General features: G+C 61.7%; 14 protein-coding genes and 1 pseudogene. 10 read left to right on the top strand and 5 right to left on the bottom strand.

Features of this window, described 5'->3' with window-relative positions; translation table 11 throughout:
• Nucleotides 1-99: 99 nt before the first annotated feature.
• Nucleotides 100-4,029 (bottom strand): MobF family relaxase, encoded by a 3,930-nt coding sequence (gene mobF / locus E3O46_RS17170; protein WP_134562165.1) that lies wholly within the window; start codon nucleotides 4,027-4,029, stop codon nucleotides 100-102.
• 328 nt (nucleotides 4,030-4,357) lie between these two features.
• Here mobF and E3O46_RS17165 point away from each other — a divergent pair, with 328 nt between their 5' ends.
• Entirely contained in the window at nucleotides 4,358-5,068 is a 711-nt protein-coding gene (locus E3O46_RS17165) for a VIT1/CCC1 transporter family protein (RefSeq protein ID WP_134450112.1), read from the top strand.
• Nucleotides 5,069-5,196: 128 nt separating this feature from the next.
• Here E3O46_RS17165 and E3O46_RS17160 read toward each other — a convergent pair whose 3' ends face one another.
• Nucleotides 5,197-5,532: a hypothetical protein gene (locus E3O46_RS17160; RefSeq protein WP_134450111.1), complete on the bottom strand. Its 336-nt coding sequence runs from the start codon at nucleotides 5,530-5,532 to the stop codon at nucleotides 5,197-5,199.
• A 1,458-nt stretch (nucleotides 5,533-6,990) separates the two neighbouring features.
• Between E3O46_RS17160 and mmsA the strand changes: the two genes are divergently transcribed.
• From mmsA to E3O46_RS17145, 3 genes are all read left to right on the top strand, one after another.
• A complete protein-coding gene (gene mmsA, locus E3O46_RS17155) occupies nucleotides 6,991-8,559 on the top strand; it encodes a multiple monosaccharide ABC transporter ATP-binding protein (protein ID WP_134562164.1) in 1,569 nt (522 codons plus the stop codon).
• Complete coding sequence (gene mmsB / locus E3O46_RS17150) at nucleotides 8,556-9,899, top strand: multiple monosaccharide ABC transporter permease (protein WP_134450107.1); 1,344 nt, start codon at nucleotides 8,556-8,558, stop codon at nucleotides 9,897-9,899. The genes mmsA and mmsB overlap by 4 nt, the downstream gene beginning before the upstream one ends.
• A gap of 70 nt (nucleotides 9,900-9,969) precedes the next feature.
• Nucleotides 9,970-11,064 (top strand): substrate-binding domain-containing protein, encoded by a 1,095-nt coding sequence (locus tag E3O46_RS17145; protein ID WP_134450106.1) that lies wholly within the window; start codon nucleotides 9,970-9,972, stop codon nucleotides 11,062-11,064.
• 184 nt (nucleotides 11,065-11,248) lie between these two features.
• Here E3O46_RS17145 and E3O46_RS17140 read toward each other — a convergent pair.
• Nucleotides 11,249-11,502: pseudogene (locus tag E3O46_RS17140) on the bottom strand (hypothetical protein); the annotation flags it as partial.
• 83 nt (nucleotides 11,503-11,585) lie between these two features.
• On the opposite strand from E3O46_RS17140, the gene E3O46_RS17135 reads away from it, so the two are divergent.
• The gene (locus E3O46_RS17135) at nucleotides 11,586-12,770 is read left to right on the top strand and encodes an ATP-binding protein (RefSeq protein ID WP_134562163.1); all 1,185 of its coding nucleotides are present in this window, start codon (nucleotides 11,586-11,588) and stop codon (nucleotides 12,768-12,770) included.
• Between the two features lie 30 nt (nucleotides 12,771-12,800).
• Here the strand turns inward: E3O46_RS17135 and E3O46_RS17130 are convergent, their stop codons facing one another.
• The gene (locus tag E3O46_RS17130) at nucleotides 12,801-13,142 is read right to left on the bottom strand and encodes a hypothetical protein (RefSeq protein WP_198413734.1); all 342 of its coding nucleotides are present in this window, start codon (nucleotides 13,140-13,142) and stop codon (nucleotides 12,801-12,803) included.
• A 412-nt stretch (nucleotides 13,143-13,554) separates the two neighbouring features.
• On the opposite strand from E3O46_RS17130, the gene E3O46_RS17125 reads away from it, so the two are divergent.
• The 4 genes from E3O46_RS17125 to E3O46_RS17110 all read left to right on the top strand — a co-directional run bounded on the left by E3O46_RS17125 (nucleotide 13,555) and on the right by E3O46_RS17110 (nucleotide 17,079).
• Complete coding sequence (locus tag E3O46_RS17125) at nucleotides 13,555-14,688, top strand: tyrosine-type recombinase/integrase (RefSeq protein ID WP_134449087.1); 1,134 nt, start codon at nucleotides 13,555-13,557, stop codon at nucleotides 14,686-14,688.
• A complete protein-coding gene (locus E3O46_RS17120) occupies nucleotides 14,685-15,026 on the top strand; it encodes a helix-turn-helix domain-containing protein (RefSeq protein ID WP_134449086.1) in 342 nt (113 codons plus the stop codon). Before E3O46_RS17125 ends, E3O46_RS17120 begins: the two co-directional genes overlap by 4 nt.
• On the top strand, nucleotides 15,019-16,545 hold the full coding sequence (locus tag E3O46_RS17115) for a hypothetical protein (protein ID WP_134449085.1): 1,527 nt from the start codon (nucleotides 15,019-15,021) through the stop codon (nucleotides 16,543-16,545). Before E3O46_RS17120 ends, E3O46_RS17115 begins: the two co-directional genes overlap by 8 nt.
• A 69-nt stretch (nucleotides 16,546-16,614) precedes the next feature.
• On the top strand, nucleotides 16,615-17,079 hold the full coding sequence (locus E3O46_RS17110; protein ID WP_134446629.1) for a GNAT family N-acetyltransferase: 465 nt from the start codon (nucleotides 16,615-16,617) through the stop codon (nucleotides 17,077-17,079).
• A gap of 136 nt (nucleotides 17,080-17,215) precedes the next feature.
• On the opposite strand, the gene E3O46_RS17105 is transcribed toward E3O46_RS17110, so the two are convergent.
• Entirely contained in the window at nucleotides 17,216-18,352 is a 1,137-nt protein-coding gene (locus tag E3O46_RS17105) for an integrase core domain-containing protein (protein ID WP_166787277.1), read from the bottom strand.
• Nucleotides 18,353-19,394: 1,042 nt separating this feature from the next.
• Here E3O46_RS17105 and E3O46_RS17100 point away from each other — a divergent pair.
• Nucleotides 19,395-20,159 carry a hypothetical protein gene (locus E3O46_RS17100; protein ID WP_134562162.1) on the top strand — a complete coding sequence of 255 codons (765 nt, stop codon included), beginning with the start codon at nucleotides 19,395-19,397 and terminating at the stop codon, nucleotides 20,157-20,159.
• The last annotated feature ends 11 nt before the right edge of the window (nucleotides 20,160-20,170 follow it).

The following is a 20,170-nucleotide window of genomic DNA, read 5'->3' as shown; positions in this document are numbered from 1 at the left end:
GGCTACTTTGTAGCAGGGAGGTTGGAATGCAAACCAGCCCCCAAACGGGCTGATGATGCAGATCAACACAGCGCGGGTGCCCTTCCGTGTGTCCAGGGGCTACCGTTCGATGCCCTGATCCCGGGCGGGAGCCTGATCCGCCCCCGATTGCCGGTCGCGGTCACCCGTTTTCTGCACCTTCACGTTGACGCCCTGCCGGCGCAGTTGCTCGACCCGGTCGGCCGCACGCTTCTGCTGCTGCTCCTTCATCCTCTGAGCCGTTGATTTAGCTTCCGTGACCTTCTGCAGGGGTTTAACAGTGGTGGTGCCCGGTCGTGCCGCCGCGGCCTGTCGGGCGCGGAGAGCGGCGGCTGTGGCTGCTGCTGCTGCGGCGCGCTGCCGGTCGTCCTCGGTGGCGGCGGGACGTGAGCTGAGAACCTGAGACTTGTGCATGGCCGTGACCCGTTCGGCCAGGTCGGCGCCCACGGGGCGCTGCCGGTAGTCCGCCGGCACCGCGACGGTCTCCTGGGGGTTGATGCGGTACTGGGTGCGGAACACGTCAACCTCGGCGGCAAGTTCCGTCCACTGCTGCCGGCGGTCGACGTCGGCGGGAACCTCGCCCAGCTCGCTTGCCCAGGCGGGTTGTTCGGCCGCGATTGTCGCGCCGCGCTCCTCGAGGCGGGTGTGTAGGTAGTCGTAGCGTTCGGCCAGGTGTTCGCGCCACTCGGGCGCGGCGTGCTCGGAGTCGATCCCGCGCCGCGATGCGATCCAAGCCGGCACCGCCGGGGCGGCCCTCTCCTTCTCCTGCTCCTGGTCGGCCGGCACGGTGGCCCGGTGGCGGTCGGTGTTGTCGCTGATCCGGGAGGCCAGCACGGCCGCCGGGTCCTGAGCGTTGTTCATGTCGCGTTGCGTCCACGCCTGGCGGATCGTGTCGACGGGGTCCAGGCCGGCGGCCTCGGAATGGCGGAGCGCGGCCTCGACCGCGCCCCAACTCTCATGCCCTCGCAGCATGGTCGCCAGGCCTTCGCCAAGCCCCTGGTTGGCGATTGCCGCAAAGCGCAGCACGTCGGCGCGTTCGTGCACGTCGCCGTACTGATCGATGAGGGTCGCCAGGTCATCCACGCGGGCCTGCTCGGCGCGGATGGTCTCGGTGGCCGAGAGCATGCCGTCAGCGTTGCCGGTGATCTGGGCCAGAACATCACTGACCGGTTGGGCGTCGGCGGTCTCGACATACAAATGGTTTTCGTGCTTACCGCGAGTCAGGCCAACGTAGACGAGTTCCCGGCTCGTGCTGCTGTCGGCCAGGACGTGGGCGGTGTCGGCGGTCATGCCCTGGGCGCGGTGAATGGTCGACGCGTAGCCCAGCTCAACCGCTCCGGTCACATACTCCTTCGGCAGGGTGATCGTACCCCCCGTGCCCTGGTTACTGACAGCGAGCGTTCCGTCCCGGTGTGCCTTCACCACAGTCCACAAGTCACCGTTTTTGACGATGTCGCGGCCGCCACTGACCTTCAACTGCGAGTTGTTCACCCGAGTCACAACCGTGTCGCCCCGGTAAGCGGCCAGGCCATCCCGCAGCGGCGCTGACTGCTTCCCCGTGACGATTCCCTCACTCATCCGGAACGCCTGAGCGCGGGCATTCAGCTCGGCCACGGTGCTGTTCTGCTGGGCCAGCATCACCGAGTGCAAGCCGGCTGCGGTGTCCGACTGCCACGCCGAGAACACTTGCCCGCTCATCCGGTCCACGCTGCCGCCGGCAACGCGATCATTCTTGACGTACCAAGCGAACGGGTCGCCCGTCGTTGCCGGGTCGCGGAGTAGCTTCGTGGCCTCGGCCTCGTCGGTGCTGGTGAAGCGGTGGAGCTGGTCAAGCTTCACGGAGCCCACTTCGTTTTCGAGCAGGCGCAGCGCACCGCCGGCCTCGACCGCGGAGAGCTGCCGGTCGTCTCCGATGAGGCGGACGTGTGCGCCGTGCAGCTGGGCAATGCGGGTGACCTTGGCCAGGTTGGTGGTGCCGGCCATGCCGGCCTCATCCACCACGATCACATCCCCGGGGTTCAGGTCCACACCCTCGATCCGTTCCGTCTGCTGTAGCAGCTCGGCCAGGCTGCCTTTCTGGAAAGTGAATGAGTGAATCGTCTTGGCGTCGATCCCGATTGCGTCTTTCATCATCGCGGCCGCGGTAGCGGACGGGGCCAGGCCAACCACTTTTCCGCCCTGCGCTTCGACGGCCCGGGCTGCCACGCGCAGCGCCGTGGTCTTACCAGTACCTGCAGGGCCGGAGCCCACGACAAGGCGGGTACTGCTCGTGGCGAACACCCGGGCAAGCTCGCGCTGGCCGGCGTCCAGGTGCCGGCCCTCCTTCGCGGCGACCTGGTCGAACACGTCCCGGGACATAGGCGAGGCCGTGCGCGTGCGTGCAGCGTCCAGCAGTGTGTCCTCAGCGGCCAGGATGCTCCGTGAGGTCAGGAGCTGGCGGCCCTTGTGCTCATAGATGCTCGTGCCGTCGCGGCGAGTGAGGGGCTGGAAAGCGCCGTGCGGTGCCGGCGGGGTGACAGTAATGGAATCGGTGTTCAGAGCGTGCCGGGTGATCTGCTCGACCGTGCCCTCAACAGTGTTGCCGGAGCTGCGCTGCGCCTGGACGTAACGGCGGGTTTCGGCCTCGATCGTGTGCGGCCCCCACACGGCGTGATGCTCGGACACGGTCTCCACGACCTGGGCGGCCGCCTGGGCGAGGGTGATGTTTTGGGCCGGCGCTTTGGGGGTGCCGTCGCCGCGGGAGTGCGCCCGGGCGTCCTCCAAAATTCCCTCCACGGCGCGGGCACCAACGAGTGTCGCGGCCTGCCCCCGCCACAGTGTGCGCAAGTCAGAGAGTGCGCGGGCGTGGAGCTTCTGCGGCCGGGTGTCGAGCGTGGCCTGCTGTGCCAGGGCAATGCGAGCTTTCGTGTCGGGGGTGCGTCCGTGCGTGGCACGGTACTCGGCTTCGAGGGTGACCATGGCCGCTTTGATCCCGGCCGACCTGGACGAAAAACCTGCCATGAGGCGTGCATCAATCCCGGCGATTTCCACCACGGGGCGTTTGCTCGGGGTGACCTCGCGCAGCTCCGTCGCCAGGTTCAGCCGGTCGGTCACCCGGTCCATAACGCGCTGGTTGTAGAACTCGGAGGCGGCCACCCCCTGACGGTGGAGCAGCTTGGAATCGATCGTGCGCCACTTCCCATCTACGCCTTTGACCTTGTTCGCCACCACCAGGTGGTCGTGGAGCTGCGGGTCACCGTTCCGGGAATCGTAGTGGCGGAACCTGGTTGCGATCAGGCCGCCCTCAACGTCAATCTGTGCAACACCGTTGGTGCCGGCGCGGGTGGCGATTGCTTCGCGTTCCAGGTAGCCGATGGTGTCGCTGATCGCGGCCTCATGCTCCTCCTCGATCGCCTTCCGGGTCTCGTTATCTCCCAGCCCCCACAGCGTTGACACGCTCTTAGCGGGAGAGAAGACCAGGTCAAAACCGGCCACAGCTTGCTGTGTCGGGCGGGTGGCCGCGGTAATGAACCGGCCCAACTCTTCCTTATCGGCGGGCTGCCGGCCCTTGGCCGTGCGGAACGCCTGCGCGCCCTCGCGGACCCGGATAACACGGCGTTCTTCGGCGTTAGGTTCGCGGTGATTGATACGGGTGAAGTCGCCGTAGCCCGTTTCGATCTGCTCGCGGAGGTCGGTAGTTCCCTGCTTGTACGAGTAGTAGCCGCGGCCCAACTTAGCCAACTCGATCGCCTCATCAGCGCTCTTCCCTTCACCCTGGGCGGTAGCAATGATCTGCTCTGCATCCGGGTGCAGGCCCTCACCGTAGAGGGCTTTCATCTGCTCCTCGGTGACAGCACCTGAGACGCCCAGGGCGGCTAGTCCTGAGCCCACCCAGACGCCGGGAGGGTTGCCCTCGATGGTGTAGTAATCGCCCAGCTGCAGGCCGGCCTCGCGCTTCACGTCAGCGGTTGCGGTCTCGCTGATGTAGTACGCATACCCGTCTCCCGCGGAGAGGATATGCATGGTCATCATGGGGGTCAGCCTACCTCGTTGATTAATAATGCCAGAGGTGTGACAGATTGATTGACGAAGAATGAGGATTGAGAGTGGCCAGGATCGTCAGAGACTGCGTCTGTGCTTTGAGACCGCTGGGAGTGCACGGAGCCGACGAGGAACGAGGACAGCGCAGTGAACGCGGTCGATAAGCAACAGACGAGCGCTCCGCTTTTCCGGACCTCGCCCCGTGTGGTCCGACCCCTTCCCTGCTGCGCCGCTTGTGCGCCCGCGGGGCGTGCCCGTGATGGTCGGGCTGGCGACTCCGTAAATAGCGCAACGGGCCAGAAGCTGCTTAACTTTTGACATGACTGAACTCGACCATGGCATCGAACCGCACGCCCCCGGCCACGCCGAACGGCTCAACTGGCTGCGCGCCGGTGTGCTCGGCGCGAATGACGGTATCGTCTCCGTCGCCGCACTCGTCGTCGGCGTGGCCGCGGCCACCTCGGATTCCGCGGCGATCCTGATCGCCGGAGTCGCGGCTCTGCTCGCCGGGGCGATCTCGATGGCCCTCGGCGAATACGTCTCGGTGAGCAGCCAGCGTGACACCGAGCGCGCCCTGATCGCCAAGGAACGCTGGGAGCTCGCCAACGTGCCAGAGCAGGAGCTCGCCGAGCTTGCGGACATGTACCAAGCGAAGGGGCTCAGCGCTGAGACGGCCCGGCGCGTCGCCGACGAGCTCACCGCGCACGATGCCCTCGCCGCGCATCTCGAGGTCGAGTTGCACATCGGGACCGAGGAACTCTCGAACCCCTGGCATGCGGCGTTCGCCTCCGCCCTCGCGTTCACGGTCGGCGCGATCCTGCCGCTTCTCGCTGCGCTGCTGCCGCCGCCGGCGTGGCGCCTGCCCGCAACGTTCCTCGCCGTCACGGTTGCCCTTGTGATCACCGGCTGGCTGAGCTCCTACCTCGGCGACAGTCCCCGCGGCCGCGCGATCGCCCGGGTGCTCATCGGCGGCCTACTCGCCCTCGGCGTGACGTGGGCGATCGGCGGTTTGATCGGCACGGCGGTCTGACCGTAGTAGGAGGCCCACCGCCAGCAAAGGCCGGACGCATCACCCTGCCCGCCACCAGAAACCTCAGATCACGCCCGAGCGAGCCCACTCAACCGTCAGGCCCGGGCACCGCGACCCAACCGTTAGCCTCACGCCATGAGATGGCAGTACTGCGAGTAGCGGCATGTCTTCCCTAACCCGCCAACGCCGACGTACTTCCACCAGGCCTGCTGCAACGTGACGTTCCGGTTGGCTTTCATCGACCGCAGTACTGCTTTGAAGTCAGGTGGTTCATACTCGTCTGACATGCGTTGGCGTCCGTCCGGGAACATCGCCTGAACGGCGGATTCGGTCATTGGCTCCCCAAGCGCAGCCGTGAGGCCTCTCGGGGCGACGGTCTTCTTGACCACTGATACGTCCCGCCGCGAACACCCCGCTGCCTCGACGATGTCGTTGTAGCTGCGCCCTTCAAAGAGGAGCTCCATGGTTTCGGTAGTTGCTCACACTGGCCCGGTTCTAGTTCGAAACGGCGACACCGACGTGCCACCACTTCGATCAGGAGACCGCAGACCCGGACGCAGTACCAACTACCCAGAAAAAGTGGTTAATACCTGCCCGGACTCTCGGTACCGCCAAGGGCTACTCGCCAACGGCGACCGGGGCGCCGAATAGCGCTTGTCCGCGTATGACTCCATGGCTCCCAATCGCTCTAAGGAGGATGATGAGCGTCGCGGCAGTCGAACCGACGAGCGTCGCAACCAACTTCTTCCAGCCGCGCCAACTCTTTGAGAACTAGATCAAGACAATTCCGCTGCCGCCAGCCCCCGATGGGAACGAGAAGTCCACCGAACGCCTCTGCAGCGATAAGTGCCGGGTCACCGAGCCCCAGTGACGCTTACACGATAAGCATCTCGCTCGGGCGAATCGTCACCCAACTTTGCCCGAACGAATCCGAGCGGGACTTCCTGCCGGGCTCGCCGCGCGAGGACGTTTCGGCTCTTGGACGTGGATGGAATGTCCGAGGCGAGGCGTTTGGACACCCGGCTGACGAGCTCTATTGCCGAGATTCCCAGGCTGGTCTCAAATTCGGCAAGGGAGGGGCTCTGTCAAAGCATCGTTCGTGTTCGATTGACGTGACGTGTCCGAGTTTCGAGTGGCGGAGGAGGCCGTTGTAGAAGGTTTGAGGTAGTCGAACTGAACCGGCCCGGGTTTCATGTCGTCGTTTTGTTGTCGGCTTCGTTCGATTGTGCGCCAAGATTTCGCGGAACTGGTTTGCCGTGGCATTGCGCTAGGTGAGCAATCTTTCTGGCAACGATCAGGCCGAATTCCGGAAGCGAGTCATCCCGTCGCTCATCCAGCGGGGCTGAACCGGATCGCCCTCGTTCTGAAGCGCGCGTCCCGTTGCGGTTTTCAAAACGGTTATCAAAACGAGACAATCCGTTTCAATCCTGGCGTGACAGGCGATCCAGTGCGGGGAGTATGGTAATCACGGTTGGTGTGACCGTTCACACTTGAAGTGACGACGCAAGGACCAACCGATATACCGGCCGGCTTCTTTTGCTGCCGGCACGGGGCCGGCGATTTTTTCTGCTACCCATTTTTTGCGTCAGCACTGTAGGACAAAGGAGTCGAATTGTGGGCACAGGTGCCGCTTGTCGTGAACGTGCGGAGCGTGCTGCGGGTTTCAGCTCTTTCGGCGCAGATCATTTTGGTCGTTGGCTCGCTGAGGGCGCTATCTCGCCAATGGCCCTCCACCGCTTGGCGCCGCCTTCAACTTGTGCAGTAAGGACCGCTCCGGCGGTCGCCGACCTGTCGACCGGGAGCGTTTTTTTGCGACTCCTGGCGGCTGCTACCCAAGCGTGACGCTGCCCGGTGCCGCCTCACTCGTCGATCACGTCCAACGCCGGACGCCATCAGGATCACCTGAATCAAGGAGCACAACTATGTCCATTGAACGGCGTGCGGCGCGCGAGCCCGTCATCCTGGAGATGCGCTCGATTACGAAAGAGTTTCCCGGGGTTAAGGCGTTGTCCGATGTGTCGCTCACGGTGACGGCGGGGGAGATCCATGCGATCTGCGGTGAGAACGGGGCGGGCAAGTCGACCCTGATGAAGGTGCTCTCGGGCGTTTACCCGTATGGCACCTACAGCGGGGACATCGTGTTCCAGGGGAAGGACGTCCATTTCAAGGACATTCGCTCCAGCGAGGCGGCTGGCATCGCGATTATCCACCAGGAACTCGCGCTCATCCCTGAACTCTCGATCACCGAGAACATCTTCCTCGGCAATGAGCCCACCAGATGGGGTGCAATCGATTGGATCAAGGCCAAGAAGACCGCTTTGGAACTTCTTGCCCGGGTCGGCCTGCGCGATGACCCTGACACCTTGATCAAGAACATCGGCGTCGGTAAGCAACAGTTGGTTGAGATCGCCAAGGCGCTCAACAAGTCGGTTAAGGTCCTGATTCTGGACGAGCCGACGGCGGCCCTCAATGAAGCGGACTCTCAGCATCTGCTTGACTTGATTCGGGGGCTCAAAGGCAAGGGCATCAGTTCCATCATGATCTCGCACAAGCTGAACGAGATCGAGCAGGTCGCCGATTCCATCACCATCATTCGCGACGGCAAGACCATCGAAACACTCGACGTCGTCAACGACGGCGTCAACGAGGACCGAATCATTCGTGGCATGGTCGGCCGGAGCCTCGAAAGCCGGTTCCCGGAGCACACCCCCGACATTGGCGAGGTGTTCTTCGAGGTACGCGACTGGAATGTGCAACACCCGCAGGTACCCGAGCGGATGGTCGTGAAGAACTCGAGCCTTAATGTTCGCCGGGGCGAGATTGTCGGCATTGCCGGCCTGATGGGTGCCGGGCGAACGGAGCTTGCGATGAGTATCTTCGGCCGCTCTTACGGCAACTACTTGTCAGGCCGCCTATTCAAGGACGGCGTGGAAATCGAGCTCCGCAGCGTTTCGGATGCCATTGACCACGGTCTTGCCTACGTGAGTGAGGATCGCAAGGCGTTGGGTTTGAACCTGCTCGATGACGTGAAACGGTCGATCGTGTCCGCGAAGCTGTCTAAGATCTCCCGCGGGCCTGTTGTCAACGACGAGAAGGAATACGCAATCGCGGAAAGCTTCCGCACGAGCCTACGAATCAAAACGTCGAGCGTGGACGCGGGTGTGAACAAGCTCTCGGGCGGCAACCAGCAGAAAGTCGTGCTGGCTAAGTGGATGTTTACCGATCCGGACCTTTTGATCCTTGACGAGCCGACCCGGGGCATCGATGTCGGCGCGAAGTACGAGATTTACGGAATCATCCAGAAACTGGCCTCCCAGGGTAAGGGAGTGGTCCTCATCTCCTCGGAGCTGCCCGAGCTGCTGGGCCTCGCCGACCGCATTTACACGGTCTTCGAGGGAGCAATCACCAATTGCATCCTCGCGGCGGAGGCCGACCCCGAAACCCTGATGAAGAGCATGACCAGCGCCCGGAAGAAGGCCTACAGCAAATGAGCCAGCAGTTGAATACCGAAAAGAACACGAGCGGCGGGATCCGTGACCTGCGGAGAATGTTCGGCGGCGGCAGGTCCAGTCTGCGCCAGTTCGGGATCCTGTTCAGCCTGATCGCGATCATCGTGCTGTTCCAATACCTGACGCACGGCCTGACACTGTCTTCGGGCAACCTGATCAACCTCGTTAGCCAGTATTCCTACATCCTGATCCTCGCGATCGGCATGGTGATGGTCATCATCGCGGGCCACATTGACCTCTCTGTCGGGTCCGTTGCGGCTTTTGCCGGCATCGTCGTGGCGACCTCAATGCAGGACTGGCACTTCCCTTGGCCGGTTGCCATCGTGTTCGGCCTCGTCGTTGGTGCCCTAATTGGGGCGTGGCAAGGTTTCTGGGTTGCCTATATCGGCGTGCCGGCCTTCATCGTCACCCTCGCCGGGATGCTCATATTCCGAGGCGGTAACCAACTCATCGGCAACGCGAACACGGTCCCCGTCCCAGAAGGCTTCACCGTCATCGGTGCCGGATATCTCCCGGAGGTGGGCCCGTACACGGGGTACAACAACCTCACGCTTCTGCTCGGACTGATTGTCGTGATCGCCGTGGTCATGTCTGAGTGGCGCAGCCGAAAGGTGCAGCGGATCATGGGCTCTAGTCCCGCCCCACTCTGGGTGAGCGCGGTAAAGGTCGTACTCCTCAGCAGCGTCGTCGTATATGCGACGGTACTGTTCGCGGGTGGGCGCACCGGAACGAGCTTCCCCGTTTCAGGAATCATCCTCGGAGTACTCGTGTTGTTCTACGCCTTCGTGACGAAGAACACGATCTTCGGACGCCACATCTACGCCGTCGGCGGAAACAAGCTCGCGGCCGAACTCTCCGGCGTCAAGTCCCGCCGGGTCAACTTTCTCGTCATGATGAACATGTCGATCCTCGCGGCCCTGGCCGGGATGATCTTCGTAGCCCGCTCGGTCGCCTCGGGTCCACAGGACGGCCTCAGCTGGGAACTCGACGCGATCGCCGCGGTCTTCATCGGAGGCGCCGCCGTGTCCGGCGGCATCGGCACCGTGACCGGTTCCATCGTCGGTGGGCTCGTGATGGCTGTGCTTAACAACGGCCTGCAACTGCTCGGCGTCGGCGCGGACCGCGTACAGATCATCAAGGGCCTCGTACTCCTGGTCGCAGTGGGAGTGGACGTCTTGAACAAGAGCCAAGGCCGACCATCAATCATTGGACTCCTCACCCGCAACCGCAAGACAAATGAGTTCCCGCCCGAACCACCCCTCGTTGTGCCCGGATCTGGAACACCAGACACCGCGAGGCCCACGGCGACCCTGTCGTCGTGACCTCGGCCGCGCCCTCTCCCCACACCTTCACCACCCTGCCCAACACCACTGAGAAGAAAGCGAAACACACATGAAAAAACTCCTCGCGACCACAGCAATAGCCGCGGTGGCACTGATGGCACTCTCCGGGTGTTCCACCCGGAGCGACACGAGCAGCGGATCGACGGCTGCAGCGGCCGGCTTCGCCGCTGACTCGTTGATCGGAGTCGCCCTTCCGTCAAAGACGTCGGAGAACTGGGTCCTCGCTGGCGGACTCTTCGAAGACGGTCTCAAGTCTGCGGGCTTCACAGGGGACGTGCAGTATGCGGGCGCGTCCACCACGGTCAAGGACCAGCAAGACCAGATCTCCGCGATGGTCACCAAGGGCGCCAAGGTCATCATCATCGGCGCGGCCGACGGCGGCCAGCTCAGCACCCAGGTCAAGGCAGCCCACGACGCCGGCGCGATCGTGATCGCCTACGACCGGCTCATCCTGAACACCGCCGACGTGGACTACTACGTCGCCTACGACAACTTCAAGGTGGGCGCCCTCCAGGGCCAGGCACTGATCGATGGGCTCAAGGCCAAAAAGGCAAGCGGCCCGTACAACATCGAACTGTTCTCAGGCTCCTCCGACGACGCCAACTCAGCAGTCTTCTTCAAGGGCGCCATGAGCGTCCTCCAGCCGAAGATCGATGACGGCACCCTCGTCGTCGGCTCCGGCCAGGTCGACATCAAGCAGACGGCGACCGCCGCCTGGAAAGCCGAGAACGCGCAGAGCCGGATGGACTCTCTCCTGACCAGCACCTACGGAACCAAGACGATCGATGGAGTTCTCTCACCCAACGACACGCTCGCACGGGCAATCATCACCTCGGTGAAGTCCTCCGGTAAGCCCATTCCTGTGGTCACGGGTCAGGACTCCGAAGCGGAGTCAGTCAAGTCGATCATGGCAGGCGAACAGTACTCAACAATCAACAAGGACACTCGCGTGCTCGTCACCCAAGCGATCACCATGGCCCAGAAACTTCAGAAGGGCGAAACCCCCGAGGTCAACGACACCAAGTCCTACGACAACGGCAAGAAGGTCGTCCCCGCCTTCTTGCTACCGCCCGTCATCGTGACCAAGGCCAACGCAGCAGAGGCCTACGCGAACGACCCGAAACTCGCACCGCTCACCAAATAATCCCATAACCGCTGCAGCATCCAACGGCATCAGGGCCGGCCTCACACGGGGTCGGCCCTGACGCATTCATGCCCTCGCCGGCACTCACAGGTGGCATCGATTCTCGGTCGGATCGGTGGTCACAATCGGCGGAATACTGGCCGACTAAAGCTCGGAACCGGCCGGCTGCAGGCCTTCTCGTGACCTACGCAAAGACGGCGCCGTTCAGCGTTTCTCTCCCGCGAAAGATCTGGTCGTATGCGGTGAGGCATCGTTTGTTGGGGTTCCGAGGAGCCAGTTGTGCCAGATTCCTGCGGCAAGGGCGAGGAGGCGACCGGTAACGCGGAAGTAGACGCTGGGGATGGTGCGTCCACCGTGGTCTTCGAGGGTGAGTTTTCCTTTGAGGGTGTCGAAGAAGGACTCGACCCATTGGCGGATTCCGCCGAGTTTCCCGAAGCGTTTTTCTCGCCCGTGCGCCATTTTATAAGGCCTTCTATGACCGAGTAAACGATTCGTTTACTCGGGGCTATATTGTTTTAGTTATGGAACTTGCGACGAACCCGTTCAAGCCCGGCGCGGGACGGGTGCCACCTCTTCTTGCCGGCCGGTCCGACCTCCTCCGTGAATTCCGTAACCGGCTCTACCAGGCGCGGGAAACGGGGGAGGGGGAACGACCCTGGATCCTCTCTGGGCTCCGCGGGGTGGGGAAGACCGTCTTGCTCAACCAGCTCGGACGCGATGCAGCCGAACTCAAGCTGGTTTTTGTGAAGGTCGAAGCCTCGAGCGGTAAGCCGTTGGCCGTCGCGTTGGCCAAGGAACTCCACCTCGCGCTTCGACGAATCCTCTCAAGCTCTGACCGCGCAAAAGCGCTCTGGTCCAAGGCCGCCAGCGTGTTGCATTCCTTCCAAGTGCGTGTCGACCCGTCAGGGACCTACTCCTTCACTGTCGACGTCGATCCGGAGCCTGGCGTGGCTGATAGCGGCGATCTCGCCGTCGATCTCCAGGAGCTCTTAGAGACCATTGGGCTTGCTGCGCGTGAGGCCAACACGGTCATTTTGCTGGCCGTCGATGAACTCCAAGAAGCCTCATTCGAGGACCTCGCTGCGCTCAACGTGGCCCTGCACAATCTGGGCCAAGATGTCTTCCCCGTCCCCGTCGTCTTCGTTGGAGCAGGGTTGCCGTCCCTGCCTGCCGTGCTCGCCGATGCGACCAGCTACGCGGAGCGCCTCTATGACTATCGCCAGATCGGGTTGCTCGACACGACCGCAACCTCTGACGCCCTCACCGCCCCGACCCGTGCCAACGGAGTCGACTGGGAGCCTGACGCCCTGGATGCAGCGGTGACAGCAACTGGGGGATACCCCTATTTTATCCAAGCCTGTGGAAGCCATGTCTGGGCCGTCAGGGCCACGGACACCATTACTCTTCAAGACACCCAAATCGGCATCGAGTCAGCGCGAACTGAGGTCGAGCAGGGTCTCTACCAATCGAGATGGGAGCGGGCCACCCCGACACAGCGGGCCTTCATGTCCGCAATGGCCAGCGACAACGACGCCCCCTCATCAATGGCCGAACTCGTGACCCGTTTGCGGAAGAAACGCACTACGGACCTCTCCGTCAATCGCCGAGACTTGATACGGAGCGGACACATCTACACGCCCGAACGCGGTTTCGTCGCGTTCACCGTGCCCGGCATGGCCGACTTCATTACCAGACAAGGCCAATAGCCCGCCAGGCACCCGCGTCGACATCGGCACCTACCCGTGAGCGATGAACGACCGTGCCGCTGCGACCACGATCGGCCCGACTACAACCAACGGCTCACCACGCAACAAGGCCGCGGGCGACTTGTCACCCAACTCCGGATTCATCCCTTGAAACCACGCCTGGACAATCGTCGCTCTCTCTCGTTCACTCAAAATGCCGGCCACATAAAAAGAGGTACGCAACCGCTGGACGACGTCCGCGCCAGGTACACGGGAACCGTCCGCCCATTCACGAACAGAGCGGGTGTTCGACACCCGGCCCAGATAAGCGACGAGCTGGGCACCGAGGAGCTCGCGGAGACCCGTGACAATCCCGCCGGTATCCAGCCGCACAGAGTCCTCGTACGGGCGATGGCCTAACTGCGAAGCGGAGACAGGTCTACTCAAAACCGATAGTTATCCGCATCACGGACTCAATAGCAAGAATCATTAGTGTTTTTGCGGGTAATATCACCGGCAATATGACACATATATATGACCGATAACAAATATTATGTCAGTTTGTAACGTAGTCATCTGCGGATTACGCGGATAGCCAAGAATCGTGTATCCATGCACTCGCGGTCTCGAATGCCTCATGATCAGGTATTTTGCTACCCAGGTCCTGCCCTCACACCCGGGTGCTGACCGTTGTTGTCCATCCGGTTTCGACGCGGCGAACAACGCATCTGACCGGGACATTTCTATTGCTATCTGCATAATATGCAGATAGCATGCAAAACATGCAGACAGTTCGGGCGGCATAATGGCCGACAAAATGGGAGGTCTCTCCTTTCTGCCTTTGCACGATCGTGGGCCTGACAAGGACGCTTTTCTCGCGGAAGTGTTGACCGGGTGGAAGCGGCAGCAGTACACCAAGAATTTCGTTGCGAAGACAATCACTCGACGGATCAATCGCGTCCTCGACTTCTGCGACGCCACAGGGAAATTTCCGTGGGAATGGATGCCGACTGACGCAGACGAGTACTTCTCTCACCTCGTAAACGTCAGAGGCCTGGTTCAGGAAACGATCCGCGCCTATCAAAGCGACATCTCGCTATTTTGCGATTACGCCACCAGTGAGAGCTATCCCTGGAACGAGAGCTGCGGGCGCTTGTTCGGGTCTTCCATGTCGCAGATCATTACCGACCTCAATAAGGCCCGACATACGCAGTTCGCGACCATGGCACCAGAAAAGCGTGCTTTTGACCTCGCAGAGCTGCAACAGTTCTTCGACTATGCCGACGACGAAGTTGCCCGAATCATCGGCTCAAGGGTCAAAGGAGGACTCGCCGCGTGGCGAGACGTTACAGCACTCAAGGCTTGCTACGGCTGGGGGTTGCGCCACGACGAACTGCGAAAGCTCGACCTTGTCGACTTCTCCCCCAACATTAAAGCTCCTTACTTCGGCGACTACGGGCTTCTGAGAGTTCGAAATGGTAAGGCAAACAAGGGTGCCCCTAAAAAGCAGCGAACGGTTCAGACACTGGTCGACTGGGCAGCCGAGGCAGTCGCTGAATGGGTTGAGTTCGGACTCCCCCGCTACGGCCAGCCAATAACGCACCTCTTTCCGACATCAACCGGAGGTCTCGTCGCGCAGGGTGATCTGTACAGCCGGTTCATCGGCTTTGCCAACGCTCTCGGCCTCGAGCCAGGGCTCGACATTCACGGCCTCCGCCGGTCCTACACGACGCACATGATCACTGTGTACGGCTACGACTCGAAGTTCATCTCACTGCAAATCGGGCATGCAAACGAATCCACGACCTCTATCTACACACTCCCCTCTGCGGACTACGCCGCCAGAGAGATGGAGCGAGTCCTCACCAAGGACGTTCTCAAGAGCAAGGGCAAGCTACTGCTCAAGCCGGCAAGACATCAAGGAAAGGCGTCACGATGAAACGCCAGATCGAGTACAAGTTCCACGTTCGCGAGCTCATGGCCAGGGCCGGAATTCGCACCAGCCGTGACCTGGTAGATCCGCTCCGTGATCGAGGAATCACGCTATCCGAATCTCAGATCAATCGGATAGTTGCCCACAATCCGGATCGCATCGCATTCCAAGTCCTGGTCGCACTCTGTGACGTATTCGGAGTCGAGATGAATGAACTGGTCACCTACACCAGCGCCGACGTCAGAACGCAGAGACGCAAAGTCGCCGGAGATGAAGCAGAGATACCACTGATGGAGGCCTACCGTCCCGTCCGGGCTCGGATCCGACGGCCCGAGGATGACTGACTTCAAGCCCCGGGGGCGCCCTCGCACCACAACCGCCGGCTACACCTGCGACCGATGCGGCCGCGAGACCGGGAAGATCCGTCTCCGGTGGCCAGACGGCAGGATTTGCGGGATCTGCTTCAGCAATGCGGTGCACACCTTTGGAGAGTGTCCTCTCTGCGGCCAGCATCGGATGCTCCCCGGCCGTCTCGAATCGGGCGACAATATCTGCGCAGGATGCGCGGGGATCACGACAAACTTGACCTGCGACAAGTGTGGTCGCGAACGGGAACGATTCCGCGGTGGCCAATGCATTGTTTGCGTCGTCGAATCCGAGCTCCTCGCGCTTCTCAGACCAAATGATCCCGCTGATCTGCGCTTGAAACGGCTGGTTTCGGTCCTCACAACCGTCGAGCGCCCAGAGAGCATCCACACTTGGCTCCACAGCAACGGAGGCGTCTCTGCGGAGTTGCTACGTCGCCTCGGAGACCGAGAGATCGTCCTATCCCACGAAGCCTTCGACGCATTGCCCAAGAACCCGGCAGTTGAGCACCTGCGAGCCATACTGACCCACAACCGCATGCTCCCAGCCCAAGACGACGGCCAGCTGGCGATGTTCGAACAATGGCTAGACGAGCGACTCGAGCAGCTCAACGCGACACCCGACATCCACTCCCCTATCGAACGCTTTGGAAGATGGCACCACCTTCGACGGATCAAAGCGGCATCGTCCGAAACCAAGAACATGAACTATGCAGTTCGGACCGCCAAACAGGAGATCACCGAGGCCGGGAAATTTCTCAGTTGGCTCTTTGACTTCCACGGCAAGACGAGCGCCTCAATACGACAGATTCACATCGACGAATACCTTTCGGACGGTCCATCGACGAGGAAGCACATCCGGAATTTCGTCCGCTACCTCGGTCGGGAAGCGACCGTCAAGGACGTCGACGTCCCCGTTCGACTCGCACAGACGACGCCCCTGCTGACGCAGCGTCAACGCATGGCACATATCAAAACTCTCATGGAGGCTGTCAACGTCAACGAGTCCACTCGGGTCGCGGGCTTGATATTCCTCCTCTTCGGCATCCCCATCGGGCGCCTATCCATGATGACCCTCGACCAAATCGACGTCCGACCCACAGGCATCACGATCAAACTTGGCGAGCACCCCGCGCCAATTCCCGCGGCTCTAATACCCCTGTTTCTCGCGCATCTGCGCACCCGCGACAACGCCGGCACCGTGAACACCGGGACCAACTGGCTCTTTCCCGGAACCAGGGCCGGAAGGCCCAGGTCTCCCAACACACTCTTGCTGCAGCTGCGAGTCAAAATGGGCATCGACATCCAAGGCGTCCGAAACAGGACAATCCGCGGCCTCGTCGAGGAGATCGACCCAACTTCATTGTCGAGGATGCTCGGCTACAGCAAACAGATCATGAGCAAGCACGGCTCAGCGGCCACGGTCCCCTGGTCGAGTTACGTCATTGACAAAAACCCCCGCTATGCCAAGGAGAAACCAAGTTCACAAGGGCGATGACCGCGCGGGCCTCAGCCAAGTGTCACCCCTACTGATGACACCCAGTCATTCCACTGCAATCATTGCCTCATGAATGAGGTGAAGGTCCGCACGATGACGGAGACTGAGTTCGACAGCTGGCAGCTGACGATTGCCGAGGAGTTCGCGGCCGAACAGGTTACCGCCGGGCGCTGGGCGGCCGACGGATCCGTTCGTCGTGCGCTCGAATCCAATTCTGAACTCCTTCCCCAGGGACTCAGTACTCCGAGGATGTTGATTCTTCGCGGATTCAGCGCCGACGGAGAGCCAGTTGGCCGTGCGTGGATCGGCCTGGATCATCCGCGTGGAGCTCCGGACATGGCGTTCCTGTATGACATTGAGGTCGCCGAGCAGCGACGTGGCAGGGGCCTGGGGCGTGCTCTACTCGAAGCCGTCGAGGATGCTGTGATGGATGCTGGCGTGCACTCGCTGGAGCTGAACGTTTTCGGACACAACCGCCCCGCAGTGGCGCTCTATGACTCGGCTGGGTATGCCGTATCAACACAACAGATGTAGAAACGCCTGCGCCGGTAACTCTCGTGCACTGCCTTGTGCACACCCACCTTGGCTCCATCAGAGCACCCAGAACCAAGCTGTGCTGTCTCGGGACGTCCCTGACACTTCATGTCTCGGGACGTCCCTGACACTCGGGTCAGGATGTTGCGGGCTCGTCGGGAGCTTGGGGTTTCTTGGGCTGGTTGGCGAGGAAGCCGCGGGGTTTGCCGTTGCCGACGTAGCTGCCTTTGGGGCCTATCGGGTGAGTGATGATGTGGGTTCCCTCGGCGTCGAAGATGTGGACGGTGTTGGTTTCGATGACGATGTTGAAGGTGCGGTTGGCTTGATCGCGACCCATTTGAATGCGCATGTGGGCGACGGTCAGGACACCGTTTGGTGTGGTCTTGCGTGCGTGCTGCCGGGGCTTCGACGGCAGGGGCGCGGGCGCGAGCGGCGGGGTCGGTTCGGGTGCTTTGGGCGTGGCGTAGTAGCGCTGGTGGGGTGTCTGCATCTGAAGGGACTGGTGCGGGCGTTCCTCGTTGTAGAGCTTGTCGAATGTGTCGAGTTGGGTTTGCAGCTCGGCCAGGTCGTTCGCAGCGGGACGGGCGGCCAGCCAGCGGGCGAGAGTGGAATGGCCGCGTTCGTTCTTGCCTTGAGTTTGGGGGTGGCCGACGGATGAGGCGATGGGTTGGACGCCCCGGCTGAGCATCAGGGCGGTCAGGTCTCCGGTCCAGCCGCGCCGGCTGGGGTTCAGCGCGGTCCCGTTGTCGGTCAGGAGGCGTTGTGGGGTGCCGTGGCGGTTCATGCCGATCGTGACGACCTTCACGGCGTCTTCGGCGTTCTCAGAGCGCGCAGCGAGCGAGGCGATCTGGAAGCGCGAGTGGTCGTCGTTGAGTTGGAAGATCGCCACGACGGCGCCGCCACGGAGGGTGTAGTCGGTGGCGTCGAGCTGCCACATTTCGTTCGGAGCGGCGTATTCAAATCGGATGTAGCTACTCTTGGGACGCTTCTTGGGTTGCGGAGTTACGACTGCGTTCCGGGTGAAGATCCGGGCCAGCGTCGACCGCGACGGAGACTCGATTCCCAACTTCTCGAGCTCGTACTTGACCGAGAGGGGACCGTTGTCCCAGCCTGCGCCGCCGAGCCGGGCGCGGGCCTCGAGAGCCAGGCGTTCGACGAGTTCGGAGACCTTCGCCGGCGAGGTCTTCGGCCGGCTCGAGCGAGCGACTAACGCGTGCGGGAGTCCGGCCTCGGTGACGTGTTTGCGGGTCGCATAGAACCATTCCCGGGACACGTTGTGTTCTCGGCAGAACCGCGTTACGGCCCCTCGTGGGGCGTCCTCGGGCCACGACGCGATGATGAGGCGGAGGTCGGTTCGAGCTGGGTCATGTGCCATGACCTGATCGTGGAGGATCCGCAGCCCGGTGCCGAATGGAGGCCCTCGAGCGAGGACCTCCATTCGGAGTGTCAGGCAGGTCCTGAGACAGAACTGTCAGCAAGGTCAGGGGACAGAACTGTCAGATTGAGAACGAGACTTCACACCGCGAAGATCTGATCAGTGGCCACCGACACTGGGCTCTCGCCTCTTACCTGCTGCCGTCCTACAAGTGGTAATCGTTCCTCTACGACAGATTCGTTTTTGGTTGCCCGCCCGGAACTTGAATAACGTCAAGCGGCCCGCTCATCTCGCCCTTTGATCATTGAAGCCGGTAGTGTCCAAAAGTCCGGAGTCTCACCGCGGCATAGGCTTGCCGACTCGGTCAAACCATTCCCTATTTGGTACAGACAAGGAAGCAGAGAGAAGCGGCGGATATCGGCTACAGAACTGACCGAAAATGCCAATTAGGCGTGATCTGGTGAGGAAAAGTGTGCCCCTGGAGGGATTCGAACCCCCAACCGTTTCCTTAGGACACAATCGAAAGCGACATTACTTTAGGCACAAAAATGCTTTTGATCGGGATATAAGAATCCCGAAATCTCCTAGGTACACACAGAAGTACACACATAGCCGTTGCGCGACCAAAACCTCCGGTTGAAACAGGGTCCTATCGCTTGAAGCGGGGACAAGCCGGAAAATCATTCCAATGACAACGACACACCTCTGGCCAGTGCCATGCCGGCGTGGCTGTCGCGAGACCGGTTTTGGACCTATTTGGTGGCAGTCTCGAGGTTGGCCATGACCTGTTCCGCTACGTGTGCGACGAGGGTGGTGTCGATCTTCCCGAGCCCGATCTGGCTGACCCGATGTGCCGGCCTTACCGAACCCGAACATTGATCTCACACTTCTCGAACAGGAAGCGGGCAGTGTGGACCACGTCGGATTCTCTTCGACATCCATGACCGAATTGGGAGTCCTTTCCGTGAATCGAACTATTACGCGATCCAGCATCCTTGGTGTCGTTGCCATCACCGCATTCGCTGCCCTTGGCAGCGCACCCGCATTCGCCGATGCGACACCCGCACCGGCGCCTACCTCCACAGCCGGTCCCACGAAAACGCTACGCACGCTCACCAACGTGCAGGAATCAGCCGCGACCGCGACCGCGAAACGAATCACCTCTTTGAACACCGCGATCACAAAAGTCACCGCCAACGCCTTCCTGACCGCCTCCAACAAGTCTGCTCTTCTGGAGAACCTCAATAACGACCTCGCCGGCATGAACACCCTTGCGACGAAAATCGCTGCTGACACCGACCTGGCACAGGCCAAAATCGACTACGCCACCATTTTCACTACCTACCGTGTCTACTCGGTCTCAATTCCCCAAGCCGCGTACACGGCACTTGCAAACACTGTCACCTCGAAGACGGCAGCGCAGCTCACCGCCGAACAGACCCGGCTCTCGGGCCTGCTATCAGGAAAGGACTCCTCTAAGTCCACCGCGGCGTTGCAGGCCAGCCTGACAGACACGACTGCCCAGATCGGTAACGCCGGCAGCGCTGTGGCCGGACTGGCCGCCGGTTCACTCGCCGCCACACCCGAACAGTACGATGGTAACCACGACGTGATGAAACCCTTCAAGGCATCTGCGACCACCGCGCGCGCAGCACTCAAACAGGCACGGACCGACGCCAAGACCATCCGCTCCGCACTCAAATAGCACCGGCCCGG

The sequence above is a fragment of the Cryobacterium glucosi genome (genome assembly GCF_004402235.1).
In the GTDB taxonomy this organism is placed as follows: domain Bacteria; phylum Actinomycetota; class Actinomycetes; order Actinomycetales; family Microbacteriaceae; genus Cryobacterium; species Cryobacterium glucosi.
This window is presented reverse-complemented; position numbering and strand designations above follow the sequence as displayed.

Bases quoted from the DNA above. Each gene is read 5' to 3' on its own strand.
- mobF (WP_134562165.1), bottom strand. From the start codon at position 4,029: ATGATGACCATGCATATCCTCTCCGCGGGAGACGGGTATGCGTACTAC.
- E3O46_RS17165 (WP_134450112.1), top strand. From the start codon at position 4,358: ATGACTGAACTCGACCATGGCATCGAACCGCACGCCCCCGGCCACGCC.
- E3O46_RS17160 (WP_134450111.1), bottom strand. From the start codon at position 5,532: ATGGAGCTCCTCTTTGAAGGGCGCAGCTACAACGACATCGTCGAGGCA.
- mmsA (WP_134562164.1), top strand. From the start codon at position 6,991: ATGTCCATTGAACGGCGTGCGGCGCGCGAGCCCGTCATCCTGGAGATG.
- mmsB (WP_134450107.1), top strand. From the start codon at position 8,556: ATGAGCCAGCAGTTGAATACCGAAAAGAACACGAGCGGCGGGATCCGT.
- E3O46_RS17145 (WP_134450106.1), top strand. From the start codon at position 9,970: ATGAAAAAACTCCTCGCGACCACAGCAATAGCCGCGGTGGCACTGATG.
- E3O46_RS17135 (WP_134562163.1), top strand. From the start codon at position 11,586: ATGGAACTTGCGACGAACCCGTTCAAGCCCGGCGCGGGACGGGTGCCA.
- E3O46_RS17125 (WP_134449087.1), top strand. From the start codon at position 13,555: ATGGCCGACAAAATGGGAGGTCTCTCCTTTCTGCCTTTGCACGATCGT.
- E3O46_RS17120 (WP_134449086.1), top strand. From the start codon at position 14,685: ATGAAACGCCAGATCGAGTACAAGTTCCACGTTCGCGAGCTCATGGCC.
- E3O46_RS17115 (WP_134449085.1), top strand. From the start codon at position 15,019: ATGACTGACTTCAAGCCCCGGGGGCGCCCTCGCACCACAACCGCCGGC.
- E3O46_RS17110 (WP_134446629.1), top strand. From the start codon at position 16,615: ATGAATGAGGTGAAGGTCCGCACGATGACGGAGACTGAGTTCGACAGC.
- E3O46_RS17100 (WP_134562162.1), top strand. From the start codon at position 19,395: ATGACCGAATTGGGAGTCCTTTCCGTGAATCGAACTATTACGCGATCC.